We start from the raw sequence: 21430 nt of genomic DNA, 5'->3' as shown, positions 1-21430 counted from the left end.
TAGACTTGGAAGAGAGAGCTATATTAACTAAGTGGCTGGATTTTAACAAGAAAAAAAATCATGTTTGGTCCAGCATAATTTTATTTCTGATGAGTCTATCATTTGTTGTAACAGACTGGATGATTGGTATCTTTACTTTAAGCGATTATCTCTTTGTTATAGTAGGAATAAGCCTATTTATTAGTGGGAACTATAAAATAAAAAGAAATCAGCTGCTATGGATTTTGTTAATACTAGGCGTGATAGTAGCTAATATAGTGATGAATGTTTACAATAACGAAACTTTCATTCTAAAAACTGGATTGGCAGCTCTCATTAGGATAACCTATTATGTTGCTTTGGTCACTGGAATATACAATTATGTTAAAGGCGAAAAACTAGAAGCAAAATTTTTGAAAATTCTTAATATAACAGCAGTGGCAGTTTGTTTTATTGGAATTTATATTACCCTTGCGTTGTATACAAATGGGCAGCTGCCTTACAAATTTTTTTGGGAATTTACACGGACAGATCTGTTAAGCTATGCTTTTAATAAAAATCTCGATTTTATAAGAACAAGAAGTATTTTTTCAGAACCGGCTTATCTAGGGTATTTCTTAAACATTGTTCTAGCTATGAATTATTTTAATAAGGTTAAAGTTAAAATTGGAAAAGGTTTTACTATTTTAATTTCTTTAACACTATTTCTGACTTTTTCATATAGTGCTATAGGGATTATGCTTATGATTCAGGGGTTATACTTTATAAATAAAATTAATTTAAGGAAGTTTAAATGGACAAAAACAACAACCGTATCTTTGCTTTTAATCATAGTAATCGTATTTTTCTCATGGGATTTAATCAATGAAACGATTATTAATAGGACAGCTGATATATTAAGTGGAAAAGATGGGTCTGCTTATTTTAGAATTATAAGAAGTTGGGATTATGTTAACGTAGAACATATTTTCCTAGGAAACGGAATAGGGCATACACCTAATATATGGAACGTATATGCTTATATCTTATCTGATTTAGGTTTAATAGCCTTTCTTTTAAGCTTTTTGTTTAGTTTCTGTACTTTATTCGTAAACTTTAAAATGGGGATAGTATTTATAGCATTAAATTTTCAAAAAGGCGGTTATTTAAATCCAGCTTTTTCGATCTTTTTATTACTGATTTTTATTTACATAGGAAGCAGAGATAAAAAAATAAGGCGAATGATGTAAGAGTATAGTAATGTCCTATTTTATTTTAGGAATATTTTGAAAAATTATGGTATGATTTGAAAGATTAGTAGTTTTTACTAACTTTTACGTTCAGTGACTTGACATTAGCATACAATGGGATTTTAATTTGTTCTATGATATTATATACTAGCCATAATTTAAAAACAGAGATTGATCGGAGGAAATTTTTTATGTTTCAAGGAGAAAAATTCACCAAAACGAAAAGGATAGCAATAATAGTAATGGATGTAGTGTTGTACCATTTATCTATTCTCCTTTCTTTTTATGTACGTTATAAGAGCGACATTCCAATGTATAATTATAATGCTTATGAGAATTCATTTTTTTACATTTTAACATTATTTGTTTTATTAAATTTATTATTCGGAGTGTACGTTTTTTATAATAAATCTATTACAGACTTTTTATATATTACTATTATCATACAGTTGATCATGACCATATCGATTATGGCGTTAACTTTTTTTGGTAGATGGTTTACTTTTCCAAGATCTGTATTATTGATCAGTCTGATTTTAAGCACACTTATTTTATTTGCTTGGCGTGTTGTTGCGTACAAATTCTACGAACATTTTAGTGGAAGTAAGCAAGTGATGATCGTAGGAACTGAAAAAGATATAAAAAATGCTATATTCAATATTGGAAATGCAAAAAGCAAAAGACACATTGTCAAGTATGCTGTGGTTTCTAACTATTATACTAACGTGGAAAAACATCTTGAGCAGGTAGATATTGTTTATCTAGCAAGTGAAATAGCTGAAGAGGAAAAAGCAAATATTTGTAATTTGTTGGTTTCTAAAAAGAAAAAACTGTTTTTAACAACTAGTTTTGATAATTTATTGCTGGTTAATCCAAACATTATGAATATTGAAGACGAGAGTATCATTGAAATCTCAAATTTTGAAATCTCCTCAGAAGATGATCTAATAAAACGCTTGATGGATATTCTTTTTTCAGTTGTCCTTATCATAGTTGCTTCTCCGTTTATGCTGATAACTGCTTTATTAGTCAAACTAACTTCTGAAGGACCAGTTTTTTACAAACAAGTAAGAATAACAAAAGACGGCAAAGAATTTAATGTTTTAAAGTTTAGAAGTATGAGTGCGACAGCTGAAAAAGAATCAGGTCCTGTATTGGCGTCTTCTAATGATGCAAGGGTGACTAAAGTTGGTAAATACATCCGTTCTTTAAGAATTGATGAGTTGCCTCAATTATTTAACGTATTAAAAGGAGATATGTCAGTAGTAGGCCCTAGACCCGAGCGCCCATTTTTTGTGGATCAATTTCAAAAAGAAAATCCGTATTATTATTTGAGACATAATGTTAGAGCAGGTATTACTGGTTACGCTCAAGTATATGGCAAATATGCTTCAGACTTTAACAGTAAGTTGAATTTTGATTTATTATATATTAAAAAGTATTCGCTTTTACTTGATGTGAAAATCATGTTGCAAACAATTAAAATACTCTTTGATAAAGTTTCTTCTCAAGGACTAGATGAAGAAGAACAAGAAAAAAATAAAGAAATACCAAATAATATAAAGTATTTGGTGTGATCTATTGATGAAAGGATCAAATAAAATGGAGAATACTCCTTTTTTCAGTGTGGTTATGCCTGCATACAATTGTGAAGACACAGTGGGTAAAACTATTGAAAGTGTGTTGAATCAGACAGTTATTGATTTTGAATTAATTATTGTAAATGATGGATCAACAGATAATACCCAACAAGTGCTTGAACGTTACCATAGTAAAGATTCTCGAGTGAAATTTAAAACCATTGAAAATGGAGGACCAGGGAACGCAAGAAATAAAGGAATTGAAATAACGACTGGACAGTATCTTTTATTTGTTGATTCAGATGACGTGATGAAAGAAGGTACGTTAGAAATATATGCAGATCATGTGAAAGATGAGAATGTGGATTTGACCATTTCTTCATATAATATGAATGTGCTTGATGGCGAAGAACTAGTAGATACTCGCTTTGTTGAAGCGCCAAATCAAATGATGGAAACACATGAAGAATTTTTAAACAATGTCTATCCTTTAATGAATAAGCAATTAATGTATGTAGCTTGGAATAAACTTTTTAAGTTAGATATCATAAAAAAACATGGAATAGAGTTTCCGCCATATAATAGCTGTGAAGACAGATTGTTTAATATTCGCTATTTTAATTATGTGAAAAATTGTAAAGTAGTGAGTGATGTACTTTATGATTACTCATTTGATGGAAAAAACAGTTTAACAAATAAATATTTTGACAATAAATTTGATACGTTTGTTGAATTTTATCGCGAGTTACTAGCTTTGACCAAGAAACATGAAAAAGGATTTAGTGCACTTTTTTTAAAAGGTGTAATGTCTTGTATTATTCCGTTACACAGTGAAAGCTGTCCTTTAACTTACCGTGAAAAACGAGAGTACATCAAAACTATTATGCAACACCCAGATGTTATTAAAGCAAGTAAAGATAGTCTGACAGATACAAAAATTAGACAAGTAATGAAAATGTTGTTTAAAACAAAATCAGTTTCAGTCAATTACACTGCATCTAAAATAATGTACTCAGTCAGTATGGCATCTCCAAAAATAATTGAAAAATTCAAACGAAAATTTTAAAAGAAAGGTCTGATGTGAAAATGAAACAACCTCTAAGAGTCTTACATTTTCAAGGACGCATGGGAAAAGGTGGAGCAGAAACCTTCATGATGAATGCTTACCGTAATATTGATCGAACTAAGATTCAATTTGATTTTTTAATTTACGATGATTTTGAAGATGTTAAACCATACAATAAAGAAATCCATGAGTTGGGTGGAAAAATCTACTCAGTACCTAATCCAAATAAAAATATACTGGCGTATATTCAGACAGTAAAAAAATTGCTGAAAGATAAGCACTTTGATATTGTCCACAATGAGATATTCTTTGGCGGAGGACTTAACTTGTTGTTAGCTAAACAAGCAGGTATTTCAAAAAGAGTAGCCCACAGCCATGCTACAACAGATGGTAAAGGAAATAAGATTGTAATAAATACAATCAGAAAAATATTTCAACGTATGTTGTTAAAAAATGCTACTGATTATTTAGCTTGTTCACATGAAGCGGGTATTGGTCTGTACGGCGAAGATCAGCCTTTTATTTTTGTGCCGAATGGCATCGACTTAGAATCGTATAAGAATATTTCTCAAAGTAAAGAAGAAATTAGAAATGAATTAAGTATCTTACAAAATGCTCTCGTTATTGGGAATATTGGTCGGTTTGAAAACCAAAAAAATCATGATTTTCTTATCGATATTTTTGAGAAGACAGTTAAAAAAAAATCTGATTGTCATTTGATTTTAATCGGTGAGGGAAGCTTAGAAGATAGAATAAAAGATAAAGTGATTAATCTTGACTTGCAATCTAAAGTATCATTTTTAGGTTTACGAGATGATATCCCTCAATTATTAAAAGCAATGGATATCTTTTTAATGCCATCGTTATATGAAGGCCTTCCTATTTCAGCAGTTGAAGCACAAGCAGCAGGTTTGAAAATCGTTCTTTCTACAGAGGTTTCTAAAGAAACTGCTTTATCGGAAAACGTTCATTTCCTTTCTTTAACAGAAGAATCAGATTCATGGGCAACTATTATTTTAAGTGAACCATTTGGGAATAAACCAACAGAAAAATTATTTTTATACGATATGAAAAAAACAGCAAACCAATTAGAAAAGGTTTATTTTACAGAATAAAAATATTAGTTATAACCCTATTGAAGTAAAGGTTTTTAATAGCTGATACTTAGAAATAGAAATAGAAATAGAAATAGAAATAGAAATAGGAAGTGAAATTTTTTTGAAAAAAAATGAATTATTATCAATAATTATCCCTTGTTATAATGAAGAAGAAGTTTTGCCTATATTTTTTCAAACTGTACAAAAGGAATGTATAAAGATAACAAATATCAATTTTGAATTTATATTTGTTAATGATGGTTCTAAAGATAAAACGTTGACGATTCTTAGAAATTTAGCTGAACAACATCCAAATATTGTTCAATATATTTCGTTTTCTCGTAACTTTGGAAAAGAAGCTGCACTTTATGCAGGCCTAAAGAAAGCTCAAGGTGATTATACTGTTGTAATGGATGCTGACCTTCAGGATCCACCTGAACTTTTACCTCAAATGATACATTTGTTGAGAGATACCGAAAATGAAATTGATTGCGTGGGTACACGCAGAGTTACTCGTAAGGGGGAACCTCTTATTCGTTCTTTCTTTGCGAGACATTTTTATAAATTAATAAATCGAATTTCTGATACAGAAATTGTGGATGGTGCAAGAGATTTTAGAATGATGACTAGGCAGATGGTGGATGCTATTCTTTCTGTTACAGAGTACAATCGTTTTTCAAAAGGAATTTTTAGCTGGGTTGGGTTCAAAACACATTATTTAGAGTACACGAATAAAGAACGTGTTGCTGGTGAAACATCTTGGTCTTTTTGGCAGTTATTTAAATATTCAGTTGATGGAATTATTGCTTATTCAGATGTTCCTTTATCCATTGCCAGTTATGTTGGGTTGAGTTCTTTTGTCTTATCTATAGTTTTATCCGTCTTAATTATTATTCGAACTATTGTTTTTAATGATCCGACTTCTGGCTGGCCATCTTTAGTTTGTATTATATTAGCAATTGGAGGAATACAATTGTTTTGTTTAGGAATCCTAGGCAAGTATCTTGGTAAAATGTTTTTAGAGACAAAAAAAAGACCATTATACATTATTAAAGAAGATGATTCTATGAAAAAATAAATAATAAAGATTGAAAAGTTAATATGTATAATTTTTATGAACAGAATTTATTAGTTCTTTAAATTATATATTATATTAAAAAGGAGTTTCTTATGTCAGACAAAAAAAAATATATAATCAGTTTTATGCTAATTTTGTTTTTTAGTGTAATATATATGTTACCTTCTATAATAACAAAAAATATTTATCATTTTACAAATCAAGATACTGCTTTTCACTTATCTAGGATTCGTGGTTTAAGTAATGTATTATCTTCACCTGTAAATTTTAATAACTTCGGGGGAAATGGTACTGCTATGAACATATTTTACCCATGGTTAACACTCTATCCCGCGTATATGCTTTTACAAATCACTGGTAATTTAATAGTAACGTATAATTTATACTATCTTTTCTTTACATTTATTACGATGTCTTTTTCATATTTGTGTATGTATAAAATGCAAAAAAGTCACTTTTCAGCAATAGTTTTCTCACTGATTTATGGTTTTGCTTCATATAGAAGTACCGATATTTATTTTAGAGGATCTCTTGGAGAAGCAATTGCATTAACCTTTTTGCCTTTAATATTTTTGGGTTGCTATTATATATTTTTTTCTGATTACAAAAAATGGTATTGGTTAACAATAGGTATGACACTAACGGTTTATACTCATTTGTTATCAGTACTATTAAATGTTCTGATTATCTTTATAGTATTTTTATTTTCTATTTATTTGAAAAATAATAAAAAAGAAAGAATATTTGCACTAATAAAGGCTACTATATGCACTCTTAGTCTGTCAGCTGCTGCCTTTGTACCAATGTTTCAACAATCAAGTTTTGTCAAGCTTAAAGTACCTAGAGGAGGCACTTTAAGAGGTTTAAATGTAAGTGAATATTTTTCTGCTACATTAAATAATAATTTATCTTATTTTGGAGTAGGGTTACTAATTTTCTTTGTGGCTCTACATACTTACAAAAGGCGTGAAAAATTAACAAAATTTAATCTGTTTATCTTTTTTATGGGATTATTTACTTTATATATTTCTACAAGTCTATTTCCTTGGTTTATTATTCAAAAGACACCTTTAACAGTAATTCAATTTACTTGGCGATTAACTGCTTATGCTACACTTTTTTTATCTTACGCCGGTTCAGTCTCTTTGACATCCTCTACAGAAACAAGAAGTAAAAAAATAAACAAATTTTTGTCTTTATCTGTATTTATAATTATTTTACATGTTGTTTCCGTTCAGCATTTAATATCGCAAGATGGAAAAGATATATATAATAGTAATGAAGCGAATTTAATATCTCAAAATTATGTACACACAGATTATGCTAATAAAGCATCTTTAAACTATTCTGAAATGTTAAGAAACAAAGAATTTATAATAGATAATGTTACTCAAAATGTTGATTTTTCAGTAACTGATTCTACTTTTTCTTTTAGTTACGATAACACTAGTAATAAACCGATTAATGTTGTTACACCTTTATATTTTTATAAAGGTCAAGTTGTACAACAAAATGGTGAAGAAATAAGTTCAAGTTTATCCAAATATGGTACTACCCAATTTAGCTTAGACGCAGGAAAGTCTACTATTAAAATTTTTTACAAATATACTAAATTAGCTAGATTTGCTCAAATCATATCGTTACTCTCTCTTATCCTCTTTATTTTTTATTTATTAAAAAAAGGTAGTTTTCAAAAACAGTGAATACCTTCCTAATAATCTAAGTTTATGAACTATTAATTATTTTGACAGTTGAAGTACAACTTAAATTTTTTTTAATGATTATTTTTATTTCTAGGCACTATCATTATTATTGTGAAAGAACCAACTGAAATATATTAATCACTAATTCTGATTGTTACTTTAAAGAGGATACTCTTAACAACTATTAATTCTGCTAGAGTTTTAACGAGGAAAAAATCGTCTTTCTAAAAAAGATTGAAATAAACGTGATGACAAATCCAATATTACAAATATTCACCTGTAATTAATATAAAAATAGATGCTCTTGTGTATCTGTTTTTATATTATTGAGTTCCTTCCTCGGTTAATAATACTACAATCTGGTTCTCTAGTAAGGTGGAAGTTGAATTTAGTATAAGGAAACCTACTTCTAGAATATTTAACTTATATATGTGAGTTATTCAAATTATATACTAATTCATAATCTTTTTCGTTTTTTTAATGGAAACATACTTTGATCAAGAGTTACATTCATTTCTTATTTGATTATTTATCATTGGAATGTTTATATTTCTAATATAATTAAGGCTAGATAAAACTATAGAACCAGTTATAATTTTTGGGGTATATTTAATTATAGAATTATATTATAATTAAAGTTATTGTAATTATATAAGTTTCTTTATGATTACTTTATTTATAAAAATGTTGAAGGAGAATTAAATAATGAGGAAAAGATATAAAGCAACGGTAGTTTTGGGGTTAATAGGGATTGGTGTCTTTGGTTTTTACGAACCAACAGATACAGTAGAGGCCGCAATAAATTATAGCATATTACAAAGAAGTACATATCCTAAAGTCAATACATATATTAAACAACAAAATTTGTGGATACCTAAAATAACAAAACAATTTACTCAGTTTCCGAAATTTGATTACCGCAATGGTAATGGTCAAGCAGAAGGAATTGTCATTCATGAAACAGCAAATAAAAATTCGACTATTCATGGTGAAATTGCCTACATGAGACAGAACTATGAAAATGCTTTCGTTCATGCATTTGTTGATAAAGATAATATTATTCAAATTCATCCTGCAGATTATGCTGTTTGGGGTGCGGGGAAACAAGCTAATCCACGTTTTTATCAGATTGAATTAGTCGAACACAATACATTCCATCAGTTTGCTCAATCAGTAAATAATGACGCTTTTTTGATTGCTAACATGTTGCATTATTTTGATTTAGCACCTTCAAGAGCTACTAAAGAAGGCTCAGGAACGGTATGGACTCATGATGAAGTTTCGCGCTATTTAGGTGGAACTAACCATACAGATCCAGTAGGCTATTTTGCACAATGGGGATATACAGTAAATGAATTTTATAGTCTCATAGTTGAAAAATATAATGCGATGCCAAATCAAGTCTATCAAGAACAAGATATGGTTGGTGCATATGTGTTACCTGTTGACCCACATAATTATGGAGTTTGGAGTTCAGCAATAAATGGGAAAAAAGTTGCTAATTTATCTAATTATGCAAATCAACATATTTATGTTCAAAAGAGAGTTAGAACGAACACTGGCGATTGGTATCTGATTGGTAAAGAGGGCAAAGATGTCGGTTGGGTCAATGCAAGTAGTTTGCAACTAACTTCAATTTCAAGTACACCAGATCAAGATGCTTATAACTATGGTGTATGGAGTAACTATGTTGGAGGTAAACGTGTAGCAGGTCTTTCAAGTTATTCTGGTAAATCAATTGAAGTAACAAATGAAAAATATGTTAACGGCTCATCTTGGGTACAGTTTTCAGTTAATGGTAATGTAATTGGATGGGTAGCTAAAGATGGAGTAGCTATAGGTTCTAAACCTGAGGAAGTACCCGTAGTTGTCGACTTGACTGGTATGCCAGTAGCAAACGCATATGATTATGGTATTTGGACTGATTATAATGGTGGTTCATTTGTTAAGGGATTAAATATGTATTCTAACCAAACAACTAAGGTTCTAAAAACTGTTAAAGATTCAAAAGGCGTTGAAAAAGTACAGATTTCTGTTGATGGAAAAGTAATTGGCTGGGTTGCTAAAAAAGCAATCGACATGAATGTTAGACCAGTTAACTATAAAGGAATGCCAACCACAGATTCTTATAATTATGGGGTGTGGAATTACTATACTGGAAATAATAAACGAATAAGCAGTCTAAGTTTTTTTGCAAATAAAGTATTAACTGTTACAAATGAAGCAATACTACCCGATGGAACAAAATGGTTGCAATTCTCAGCAGACGGAAAAGTAATCGGCTGGGTTGGTGAAAAAGGAATTAATCAAAGCGTTATCCCTGTAAATTATGCAGCAATGCCGGCAACAGATGCTTATAATTACGGTATATGGAGTAACTATACAGGAAATAATAAACGTTTGGGCAGCTTAAATAATTACGCAAACAAACAATTAACAATAACAAAAGAAGCAACATTGCCAGATGGAACAAAATGGGTAGAATTCTCAGTAGATAAAAAAGTAATCGGCTGGGTCAACATAAAAGCAATTAATACAAATGTTGTTCCAGTAAATTATGCAGCAATGCCAGTAACCGATGCTTATAATTATGGCATATGGAGCAATTACACAGGAAATAATAATCGTTTAGGCAGCTTAAATGCTTATGCAAATAAACAGTTAACAATAACAAAAGAAGCAACATTGCCAGATGGAACGAAATGGTTGCAATTCTCAGCAGATGGAAAAGTAATTGGTTGGGTAGGCGAAAAAGGAATTGATCAAAATGTTGTTCCAGTAAACTATGCAGCAATGCCAGTAGCAGATGCTTATAATTATGGCATATGGATCAATTATACAGGAAATAATAAACGTTTAGGCAGCTTAGATGCTTACGTAAATAAACAATTAACAATAACAAAAGAAGCAGCATTGCCAGATGGAACGAAATGGGTAGAATTCTCAGCAGATGGAAAAATAATCGGCTGGGTCAACATAAAAGCAATTAATACAAATGTTGTTCCAGTAAATTATGCAGCAATGCCGGCAGCAGATGCTTATAATTACGGTATATGGAGTAACTATGCAGGAAGTAGTAAACGTTTAGGCAGCTTAAATAATTACACAAATAAACAATTAACAATAACAAAAGAAGCAACATTGCCAGATGGAACGAAATGGGTAGAATTCTCAGCAGATGGAAAAATAATCGGTTGGATAGGACAAAATGCCATTAATGTAAATAAAGTTAACCTAACTAGTGCTTCCATACAAGAAAAGAAAGAACCTATAGAAGTAGCTACTTTAGAAAACATTAATGGAACCTTTATTGTTACTTCTGAAAATTACGATATCTGGAGTTCTTACCAACGCGAAAGTAATAATATTGGTAATTTATCTGAATATAGTGGTGATATGATTACTGTGACTCAAAAGGCTACTTTTAATGATGGTGCTGAGTGGTTTGAAGTTTCATTAGAAGGAAACACTATTGGATGGATATCCGAAACGGGAATTGAAATTAACGAACTCCGTGAAGAGCCTCGCTCTGACTCTGAATCAATGAGTGAATTAGAGGGTAGTTCTGTAACTACTGCTGTTGTCGCAAAAGACTCAGCTCATGTTGTAATCAAAGATGGTTATACTATAGACAGTAAGGTTGTTGGAGAATTAGCAGATTACAGTAATTTAGAATTAGTTGTTACTCAGAAAGTTACAACAGAAAATCAGAATGACTGGTTTGAAATTGCATTTAATAATGAAGTTATTGGTTGGATAAAAAGCGATTCAGTAGAGTTAAAGTAAAATTCATATACTTAACAATAATTGTTGTTTTATAAATCAAACTTTATAAACGAAGAGGCTGGGACACATGTCTTAGCCTCTTTGTTATATTAGAATGATTATTATAGAACTTGCTTCAAGAATAGAATAGAAAAGAAAATGTTCTTTGTGTATTGATTGCAGTCTCCAGTTATGTACAGGCATGATAAACAAAGATTTTACTCTACTGAGCTTTTTTCTGATAGCCAAAGACCTTTAATGCACTTATTTACCCCACATACTCTAGTTCTTATATCTTTATCCCTATTATATTATATATAAAGTATACGTTAAAAGATTTGGATCTAATTGCTTTTGTCAAATACGCTACTTTTATTACGGTAGATAAATTAACTTAAGGATGGTGATTAGAAATATTGATAGCTATAAATCAATAATAAGGAGGTAATATATGATTAATAAAAGAATATTACAATTACTATTTTCGGGAATAAGAGTAATAATTTATGGTATAATATTTTTGATGCACTATGTATCTATATATGTAGTATTGATTTAACCAATTGATAAACATGAAATAATTAAATGTTTATTAATGCAGCTATAGTTTTTGGGAGAGAGAATGAGGATAGTAGACCTATATTGTCCAGGTTAATTTTACTTATATATGATGTTGAAAAGACGTTATATATATTTGATGAAAGTATTCTAAACCAATCATTTGAAGATTAGAATTAATTCAGCAAATGGTAGTAAAGAAATTTGGTGGAAATATTTTCTGAAAGATGAACGTATTAATATTATCAGTAAAAAATGGAATTATAGCTTCAGAAAATAATGAAGATGTTGTAAAGACAAAAGTTAGATTTGTAACTTTTAATAATAGTGAGACTATTTATATGTTGTTATTTACAAAATTATTATGAAAAAAACTAGAATAAAGTATAATTTTTATGCTTATAATGTGTACCGTATTCGAAAACAAGGAAGAATAAATATTAGATAGTATAAAAATTTAATATTCTGATGAAATAATAAAAAAATGATATATTTAGGAGTAAAACAAAATGAATTTAGATAAAATATGTTACCTAATTCTTGCGTATAATGATCCTGAAAATTTACATCGTTTAGTTAATCGTTTAAACGATCGTGCGGATTTTTATATTCATATTGATAAAAAAAATGATATTACACCGTTTGCTACACTGTTTGATAGCTATCCAAATGTTACTCTTATACAAAATCGTGTAAAAATTTATTGGGGCGGATTTTCAATTGTACAGGCTGAATTAAATTTAATTGAAACTGCTTTAAATAAACACGATTCTTATATGCGATATGTTTTATTATCTGGATCAGATTATCCTATTAAAAACTCAAATGATATTTACCGCTTTTTTGAGAAAAATACAAATACGGAATTTATTAGAGGAATTAATTTAGATAAAATAAAGAATAAAGAATTATTTGGTTTGCATATAGACTTATGGCAAAAACATGATTATCCGTGGATTAAAAAAACAAATACTACATTTTTTAAAATATTTAGAGCTGTTATCAATAAAGTATTACGTAAATTCCATCTTCCTAAAGCTATTCGACATCACAAATTTGATTTATACCATGGTTCTCAGTGGTGGGCGTTAACAGATAGTTGTTTAAGGGAACTAATTAATATTTATCATTCTAAAGAACGGGACTATTTAATTTTTAAAATTGGTTTCGCTTCTGACGAAAAGTTTTTCCATACACTTTTTTTCAATTCATCATTTGCTAATAAAAATCAAGTTAATGGCCCTGATCAAGCAATTGATATAAAAGATAGAGCTGAAACTACCTTTCAAACTTCTTTACTAGCGAATATTCATATAATAGATAAGTCAATGACAAAATGGTTCAGTTATGAAGACTTTGATGAAATCATGAAAAGTGATAAATTATTTGTTCGGAAAGTCAGCACGGATAAATCAAAAAAATTATTAGAAGCTATTGATCAGCATATTTTAGAAAATGAGGTAAATATGAATGAATAAGTTAAATAAAATAATTTTTAATAGAGATTTTTTTAGAATAGTAAATTTGGTTGTTTTTATTTTTTACTTTGTTCCAAGTGATTTCAATATAGAAAATATACCCATGAAAATAACATTTGCATGGGGAATACTTATTTTAATGAAAGATTTCTTTACTGAAAGAACAATGTTTAAAATGCCTTATTGGTATATTTTGTTAACATTAGGGGTTTCTTATTTGGTTTCAGTTATATTGAACTACCCTTATAACTTTATAGATTCAATTTATAATTGGATCTATCTTGTAACTACCTTGTTTTTATTTTATCCTATTGACTACAAACAGAAAGATGAAATTATCAAACGGAACTATTCATTTTTTATAGATGTTTTTGTTAGTATTGTATGTGTTCTGTCATTTATTTCAGTTTTTCTTTTTATATTTGATATAGCCTATACAGTTCCAACTGGAACTATAGGTATAATAGCAAGACAAGGTTTCACTGAGAGTCGTCTATTTGGGTTGTACACTAGTCCAAACGTAGGAGCATTATTTGGCTTTCTTTCAATTGTTCTGTCAGTAGTTAATAATATCCTGAAAAGAGGAAAATGGAAAAGTTTTTCATGGTTATATATTGTTAACTTAGTTGTCCAGTATCTATTTTATATTTTAGCATCTTCACGCGGAACACAATTAACAGCAAATATGTTTTTTATCATCTTATTGGTATTATTATCTTTACAAGTGATTTTAACAAAAAAAGAAGTTGGAAAAAGACTTAAAAATATTTGTGTGTATTTTATATTAAGTTTTCTTGCTTTAAATGTGGTGACGGTGGTTATTGAATCTGGGTTGAGTTACGTCCCAGGAACGATAACCAGTATTGTAGATATAGAAGAAGCATTTACGAAGGATAATTCTTCGGGTGAAACGGCAAAAAAAGATAGTAAAAAGAATGGATTTAAAGTTGAAAAGGTAGATATTCAGCATTCTGAAGAAGGAGCAGAAGTGTCATCAGGTAGATTATCAATTTGGACAGCAGGATTAACAGCTATGAAACAAAGTCCTTTATTTGGTTTAGCAGATGCTGATTTATATCGAAATGGAAATACTACAAAACAAATTGATGAGAATCTCTTATCAGAGTTAGATAAAATGGAATTAAAGAGAGCCCATGGTAACATGCATAATACGTACGTAGCTGTTTTAGTAAAATCAGGAATTGTAGGATTCATTATTTTAGGCACGTTTATGGTTCTTATATTGAAAGATAATGTTATCTATGTAGTTAAGATAAAAGAAGAAATGAACGAACCATTGAATCAAGTGTTTTTAATATTATTGAGTTTGATTTTGGCACTATTATTTGAAGACTTAGTAGAAAACCATTTAATCTTTAATAATCGAGATGTTACTAGTTTGATTTTTTGGTATACACTTGGCTTTATGCCATTTTTACGATTACATCAGCAAAAAGAAATTGCGAAGGTGAAATAAATATGATTGCTTTTATAGCATGGACTCCACTGCATATAATAAATATTATCAATACAAAGACCAACTATTTTTCTGAAGAAGAAAGTGATTTGTACATTTATGGAGAATTTTCTAATGCTAGACAGCTGTGTGAATCGATAAAAGAACAAAAAACATTTACGAATGTATTTTTTATTGAACCAGAAAAAATTGGAAATAAATATACAAAAATAATGAATCTTATAATCAATAAAAATCAATTTATTGATTATAAAGGACAATATGAACAATTATTTATACAAGGTGAAAATTACTTTTCAAAGATCATTTATGGACAATCAAAGAAAAAAAATTCTAATTTAATAGTGAATTATATCGAAGATGGTTTAGGAGCCTACGTAGGTTCGAAAATATTAGATATCACAAATAAAAAAAATAAAGTAATTAATTTTTTTAATCCTTATTCAATTTTTAAAAGTAAGCTATCAAATTGTTTTGTTTATGAACCTGGTTTAGTCGAAGTTAAGGAAAATGCACATTATCATTCTTTAAAAAAATTAACAGATGATAATCAAGCCACATCAATTATAAAAAAGGTATTTCAGTTACAGACTAATAAAGATATTTTTCCAGGGAAAGTATTGTATTTAGATCAACCTTTAGAGTCTGATCAATTTAAAATTAATGAGAAAATGATTTTTAATGAGATATGCAAATTAGTTCCCAAGAAGGATCTTTGGATTAAGTTACATCCAAGATCTAGCAAAAATAAGTATAAAGATTTTCAAATTATTGAAACGTCATTGCCGTGGGAACTTTACTTTTTAAATTTTGATTTTAGTAAAACTACAATTATTTCATCAGTTTCAACAGCTGCGTTTAGTCCTAAATTAATGATGGGAACACACGCTCCTGTAGTGTTATTGCCAAAAGTAATTCAAAATCAGCAACCAAGTGTTTTTGAGGATGTTAGAACAGTAACTATGCTTAATAATATTATCTTTTTCTCTGGAAAATTTAGTCAATTAGACATAGGTGAGAGCTACTTACCAGAGTCAATAGATGAGCTGAAAGAGTTAATCAGAAATGATTAATTCTTTAGGAACCAAAAAGTTAGGAGTAAATAATTTTGAAATATATAGACAAATTAAAGACTAGTTCATTATTGAAATCTAGTTTTTGGTATACAATTGGGAATTTTTTTGTGAAGGGTATTTCATTTCTAACAATTCCTATTTTTACTAACATTATGACAGTTGAAGAGTATGGTTTGGTAAATAATTTTACGGCTATTGCATCAATAGTTACATTATTTATTGGACTAAGTTTGAATGGAGCTATAAATAATGCGAATTTTGAATTTAAAGATGATATAAAAGGGTTTATGTCATCCGTTTTATTTCTTTCAACAATCAGCCTAGTAATTTTTTTACTATTAGGAAATAGCTTTTATTATTTTAACGATAGTTATTTTGACCTTTCACAAATGATATTCAATATAATGGTTTTGTATAGTTATGGAAATTTTTTGATTTCCTACTTATCTGCCTATTTTACAATTAATGTTTCTTACTTTAAGTTTTTAGCACTTTCAATAAGTAGTACACTCTTAAATATAGTAGTATCACTTATTTTTATGTTTACTCTCTATAAAAATAATCAATATCTAGGGAGAATTGTCGGTGGAACAGTAGCATTAGCGTTTATAAGTGCAATTATTTATATTGCAATTATGATTAGAGGGAAAAAATTATTTAAAAAGGAATATTGGGCATTTGCTTTAAAAATCTGTATACCATTAATCCCCCACGCATTAGCAAACGTGCTCCTGAGTCAGTTTGATCGTGTTATGATCAATACGTATTCAGGACCATTCGATGCTGGTATCTATTCTTATATTTATAACTTAGGAGTAGTCTTAAATGTGGTGTGGTTATCAACAAATAATGCATGGGTACCATGGTTTTATGGCAAAATGGCTATCGGTGAGGAAAAAGTTATTAAAAAAACTGCAAATTACTATACTATTTTATTTGGAGCATTAACATTAATCAGTATGTTAGTCTTGATTGATATTGCAAAAATAATGGCTCCTAGCGAATATATAGAAGGAATTCCTTTGATTATTCCTATCCTATTAGCTTATTATTTCCAATTCTTATATAGTTTTCCAGTTAATGCAGAATTTTATGAAAAGAAAACAAGTTACATTGCAATTGGGACAGTTATGAGTGCTTTGGTGAATGTTGTCCTTAATATTATATTTATACCTAAATATGGTTATATTGCAGCAGCATACACTACTGTTTTCACTTATTTCTTATTGTTTATTTTCCACTATAACCTAGCAAAAAGGTTTATTGGAAAACAACTCTTTGATACAAAAGTGATTACATTAGTTTCAACGATCGTAGTAGCAATGTCATTTGTTTTATTTTTTTTAGCTGATTATTTACTTATTCGTTACGCAATTGTTGCTATATTAAGTATTGTTTTATACTTTAGTTTAAGAAAAATCAACTTTAAAAAGTAACATAAAGAACTGAAAAAAACATATGGACATTATTGTAGTCCGATTTGGTTCATGATAGGAAAGAAAACTTCGATTATTGATGTGATTCTTTCCAGAAATAATCTTAGTGATAGGAGATTTTCTTGAAAATTGTCATAAAGAATTGAAGATTCTTTCAATATACAAACGTATGAAAGTTACAAGAAATAGTAAAGCAAAATTAAAAAGTGAAGTATTACATCATATGGAGTTATACAAATGAGAGATTAAATGGTTTTATATATTGGTTCTAAAAAAGACTTTAAATATATGGAATATTTTTAGTTGAAACTGTCATAAAGAAGAGATAGATGTAAAATATAATTATAACCATATACCTAAAACAAGGATATTTTCTGCAGAATAGCTTCTATTTGTGAACAATTAGTTAACAGAAAAAAGATATTCCTTTAAAAAAGAGAAAACTAAAATTTGTTTTTAGTTTTCTCTCTTTTTTTTTGGTATAGTTGAATGTAGAAAAGAAAAGGGGAGTAAAAAAAGAATGAAAAAATTTGAATTTGTAACCTTGTTTAGTGCATTAGCTTTATTCACAACTTTATCCATTGATCCATCTAATACATATGCTTTAGAAAATAATGAGGATTCAAATAACAATGTGACTGTTTATAGTAGTGAAAAATTATTTGACATAAATCCTGTTTATAAGGATGCCCAAACTTTGACTGGAATTACGGCTCCAAATCAAAAAATAGTAGTGAAGAGTGAAACTGAAGATGAAATCAGTGCCATTACTAATGATATGGGTGAATTCTCTTTAAATATTCCGTTACAAGAAGAAGGAGCAAAATTAATAGTAACCCTTCTAGATGATGCAAATGAAATAGTAAGCAAAAAAGATATCGTTGTAACTTCAGATATTCCAACAGAAGTAGAATACCAAGAAAAAGGTCTTTTAAATCGTTTTACAATAGGTGAAGTGACAACAACTAATATCACAGGAAAAACAGATCCAAATACAGAAGTTAGTGTAGTCCTAGAAAGCGGAGACGTGATTCAAGGATTAGCCACTACAGATGGGAAATTTAATATCTCTATTCCAACCCAACAAATTGGATCTAAATTAATCATTAATGCTATAGAAAATCAATCTTTAGAAGTATTTGTAGAAGCGGATATTTCAAAAGATTTAACTGAAGAAACAGAAGAAATACCCGCTATCATAGAAGAAGTTATTTTAGAACAACCTCAAATAGAACCGTTATACATAGATAGCACAGTTATCAAAGGTAAAACAATACCTAATGTTGATTTAACTGTCCAATTAGAAAATGGCAGTGAAATTATTGAGAAAGTAAATAACAGTGGAATGTTTGAGTTTAAAATTTCTGATTTATCAAAAAACAAGGCCATTTCAGTGAAAATAAAAAATGAAGCGGGTCATGAAAGCGAACTTTTTACTGTAGCAATAAAGGCAAGAGAAAATCCCGTAGTTGAGGAAAGCAAAAAAGAACAATTACCCGAACTTATTGTTCCAAAAAAAGAAGAAGTAACTAAAGAAACGGTTAGTCAAGCACCAGGTCAAGCAATTATGTCATTTAAAGCAACAGTCCAAAATGGTACTACCTATTACTATATAAAAGGTAACGATACATTGAGTTCTGTAGCAAGAAAATACAATGTCTCAGTTCAACAACTGATAGAATGGAATGCTATAGCAAATCCTAATGTAATTAAACAAGGTACGATCATAAGTATTAATGGGAAAAACATTTTAGGTTCATATAATAAAGAAAATAAACAGTTTTCTACTTCAGCAGAATTCGTAGCCTATATTGCTGGATATGCTAAAAAAGCTGCTTATAATGGAAACGGAAAAGATTTATACGCATCCGTAATGATTGCTCAAAGCGTTCTGGAAAGTGGATATGGGAAAAGTCATTTAGCTCTTTCTGGAAATAACCTGTTTGGAGTTAAAGGCAGTTACAATGGATACTCCGTTATTATGGAAACGTGGGAAGAAATAAATGGAAAAAAAGTTGTAATCGATGATTATTTCAGATTATACCCTACTTTCCTTGAGTCATTGTTAGACAATGCAAATAAATTGAGAAACGGTGTATTCTGGGATTCTAATCGTTACAATGGTGCGTGGGTTGAAAAGACAAAAAACCATACAGACGCAACAAGTTGGTTAACGGGTCGTTATGCAACAGATTCATCCTATAATAAAAAGTTGAATTCAATTATAGAAAACTTTAATTTAACACAATACGATAAAACAAAACCTTATTCACCATTGGTTACAAAAAATGTAGCTTACAAAGGCAAATTATTAAATAAAGATGAATCTATTTATTCAGAGCCTTTAGGAAAACCAGGTTTTAAAACAATTGGCAATACTAAATCTTATTATGGAAAAGAAATTCAAGTATTTAAAGAAACTAGTGATGGTTTATATGCTCTTATTACCTATAATGGAAAAGAAATAGGCTGGATAAGCACAAAAAGTATCAGAGTGACCTCTACTAAAGCGACACCTAATGAAGAAGCATATAATTATGGAGTTTGGAGTAGTCCTACTAACGGAAAAAGAGTAACGGGCTTATCTGCTTATTTCGGTAAGTCAATAGAAGTGATTGGTGAAAAAAATGTTAATGGCACAATATGGGTCCAATTTACTTATAACGATAAGGTAGTAGGGTGGGTTTCAAAAGCCGGAATAGCTATCGGTCTTAATCCTAATCAAGTTCCCAAAGCTACTAATTTATATGGTATGCCGGTCTCTAATGCCTATGATTATGGAATTTGGAGTCGATACAATGGTGGTTCGAAGGTTACGGGATTAGCTACTTACTCTAATAAAGAAACTCAAATTACAAAATCTGTAGTTGATTTAGATGGAATTGAAAAAGTACAGCTATCTATTAATGGAAAAGTAATAGGATGGGTAGCGAAACAAGCGATTGAATTTGGGGTTAAACCCGTTAATTATACAGCTATGACTGTACTAGATGCCTATAATTATGGAGTATGGAGCGATTACAAAGGAAATAATAAAAGAGTAGTTGGCTTGAACGATTATTCTGATAGTCAACTAAAAGTTGTTAGAGAGGCTACAGTGTCAGGAATTAAATGGATTCAGTTTTCAGCTAATAACAAAGTAATCGGCTGGGTATCTGCAGCTGGGATTGATTCAAACGTGGTACCTGTAAGTTACACAGGAATGTCAGTGCCGGATGCCTATAATTATGGAGTATGGAGCCATTATAAAGGCGACAATAAACGAGTAGCAGGACTAAGTAGTTATACTGATCAACAATTAAAAGTAATAAAAGAAACAAAAGCAACAAACGGTACAAAATGGATTCAATTTTCAGCAAATGACATAGTAATTGGTTGGGTATCTGCATCAGGAATTGATACAAATGTAATACCCGTAAGTTATACAGGAATGCCAATGGCAGATGCGTACAATTATGGGGTATGGAGCCATTATAAAGGTGATAACAAGCGAGTAGCAGGTTTAAATGATTATGCAGGACAACAGCTAAAAATAGTTAATGAAGCGAAAACAACAGATGGGAAAAAATGGGTTAAATTTTCAGCAAATGACATAGTAATTGGCTGGGTGTCTACAGCCGGAATTGATAAAAATATAATACCCGTAAGTTATACAGGAATGCCAACGGCAGATGCGCACAATTACGGGGTATGGAGCCATTATAAAGGTGATAATAAGCGAGTAGCAGGTTTAAATGATTATGCAGGACAACTATTAAATATAATAAACGAAGCAAAATTAAAGAATGGCACAAAATGGGTCCAATTCTCAGTCAATAAAAAAGTGATTGGTTGGGTGTCGGCAGCCGGAATACACTGATTTATTGGAAGTTTAGTGATGAAACGTTTACTCCTTAAATTTACACATA

At 29.7% G+C, this 21430-nt stretch carries 12 protein-coding genes; all 12 read left to right on the top strand.

The window, feature by feature from the left end:
* Positions 1 to 5: 5 nt before the first annotated feature.
* The 12 genes from BP18_RS01640 (at position 6) to BP18_RS01585 (ending at position 21381) form a co-directional block, all read left to right on the top strand.
* Entirely contained in the window at positions 6 to 1208 is a 1203-nt protein-coding gene (locus BP18_RS01640) for a hypothetical protein (RefSeq protein ID WP_029276818.1), read from the top strand.
* 191 nt (positions 1209 to 1399) lie between these two features.
* Positions 1400 to 2785: a sugar transferase gene (locus BP18_RS01635; protein ID WP_029276820.1), complete on the top strand. Its 1386-nt coding sequence runs from the start codon at positions 1400 to 1402 to the stop codon at positions 2783 to 2785.
* A gap of 7 nt (positions 2786 to 2792) precedes the next feature.
* On the top strand, positions 2793 to 3854 hold the full coding sequence (locus BP18_RS01630; RefSeq protein ID WP_035050180.1) for a glycosyltransferase family 2 protein: 1062 nt from the start codon (positions 2793 to 2795) through the stop codon (positions 3852 to 3854).
* Positions 3855 to 3874: 20 nt separating this feature from the next.
* Positions 3875 to 4969: a glycosyltransferase family 1 protein gene (locus tag BP18_RS01625; RefSeq protein ID WP_035050230.1), complete on the top strand. Its 1095-nt coding sequence runs from the start codon at positions 3875 to 3877 to the stop codon at positions 4967 to 4969.
* A 103-nt stretch (positions 4970 to 5072) separates the two neighbouring features.
* Positions 5073 to 6029 carry a glycosyltransferase family 2 protein gene (locus tag BP18_RS01620; protein ID WP_029276822.1) on the top strand — a complete coding sequence of 319 codons (957 nt, stop codon included), beginning with the start codon at positions 5073 to 5075 and terminating at the stop codon, positions 6027 to 6029.
* A 92-nt stretch (positions 6030 to 6121) separates the two neighbouring features.
* On the top strand, positions 6122 to 7732 hold the full coding sequence (locus BP18_RS12510) for a glycosyltransferase family protein (RefSeq protein ID WP_029276824.1): 1611 nt from the start codon (positions 6122 to 6124) through the stop codon (positions 7730 to 7732).
* A gap of 705 nt (positions 7733 to 8437) precedes the next feature.
* Complete coding sequence (locus BP18_RS01610) at positions 8438 to 11518, top strand: GW dipeptide domain-containing protein (RefSeq protein ID WP_035050178.1); 3081 nt, start codon at positions 8438 to 8440, stop codon at positions 11516 to 11518.
* 1046 nt (positions 11519 to 12564) lie between these two features.
* Complete coding sequence (locus tag BP18_RS01605; protein ID WP_029276830.1) at positions 12565 to 13533, top strand: beta-1,6-N-acetylglucosaminyltransferase; 969 nt, start codon at positions 12565 to 12567, stop codon at positions 13531 to 13533.
* Between the two features lie 103 nt (positions 13534 to 13636).
* Positions 13637 to 15010, top strand: a complete 1374-nt coding sequence (locus tag BP18_RS01600) for an O-antigen ligase family protein (RefSeq protein ID WP_162176200.1) — start codon at positions 13637 to 13639, stop codon at positions 15008 to 15010.
* A 2-nt stretch (positions 15011 to 15012) separates the two neighbouring features.
* Positions 15013 to 16083, top strand: coding sequence for a polysialyltransferase family glycosyltransferase (locus BP18_RS12275; protein WP_051669222.1), 1071 nt, complete (start codon positions 15013 to 15015; stop codon positions 16081 to 16083).
* A gap of 35 nt (positions 16084 to 16118) precedes the next feature.
* The gene (locus tag BP18_RS01590) at positions 16119 to 17522 is read left to right on the top strand and encodes an oligosaccharide flippase family protein (RefSeq protein WP_029276836.1); all 1404 of its coding nucleotides are present in this window, start codon (positions 16119 to 16121) and stop codon (positions 17520 to 17522) included.
* Positions 17523 to 18042: 520 nt separating this feature from the next.
* Entirely contained in the window at positions 18043 to 21381 is a 3339-nt protein-coding gene (locus BP18_RS01585) for a GW dipeptide domain-containing protein (RefSeq protein ID WP_029276838.1), read from the top strand.
* Positions 21382 to 21430 lie beyond the last annotated feature (49 nt).

This window comes from Carnobacterium jeotgali MS3, from assembly GCF_000745125.1.
GTDB lineage: Bacteria > Bacillota > Bacilli > Lactobacillales > Carnobacteriaceae > Carnobacterium_B > Carnobacterium_B jeotgali.
Note: the sequence above shows the minus strand (reverse complement) of the source record. Positions and strands in the feature narration are given on the sequence as shown.

Bases quoted from the DNA above. Each gene is read 5' to 3' on its own strand.
- BP18_RS01600 (WP_162176200.1), top strand. From the start codon at position 13,637: ATGAAAATAACATTTGCATGGGGAATACTTATTTTAATGAAAGATTTC.
- BP18_RS01635 (WP_029276820.1), top strand. From the start codon at position 1,400: ATGTTTCAAGGAGAAAAATTCACCAAAACGAAAAGGATAGCAATAATA.
- BP18_RS01605 (WP_029276830.1), top strand. From the start codon at position 12,565: ATGAATTTAGATAAAATATGTTACCTAATTCTTGCGTATAATGATCCT.
- BP18_RS12510 (WP_029276824.1), top strand. From the start codon at position 6,122: ATGTCAGACAAAAAAAAATATATAATCAGTTTTATGCTAATTTTGTTT.
- BP18_RS01610 (WP_035050178.1), top strand. From the start codon at position 8,438: ATGAGGAAAAGATATAAAGCAACGGTAGTTTTGGGGTTAATAGGGATT.
- BP18_RS01630 (WP_035050180.1), top strand. From the start codon at position 2,793: ATGAAAGGATCAAATAAAATGGAGAATACTCCTTTTTTCAGTGTGGTT.
- BP18_RS12275 (WP_051669222.1), top strand. From the start codon at position 15,013: ATGATTGCTTTTATAGCATGGACTCCACTGCATATAATAAATATTATC.
- BP18_RS01625 (WP_035050230.1), top strand. From the start codon at position 3,875: ATGAAACAACCTCTAAGAGTCTTACATTTTCAAGGACGCATGGGAAAA.
- BP18_RS01585 (WP_029276838.1), top strand. From the start codon at position 18,043: ATGAAAAAATTTGAATTTGTAACCTTGTTTAGTGCATTAGCTTTATTC.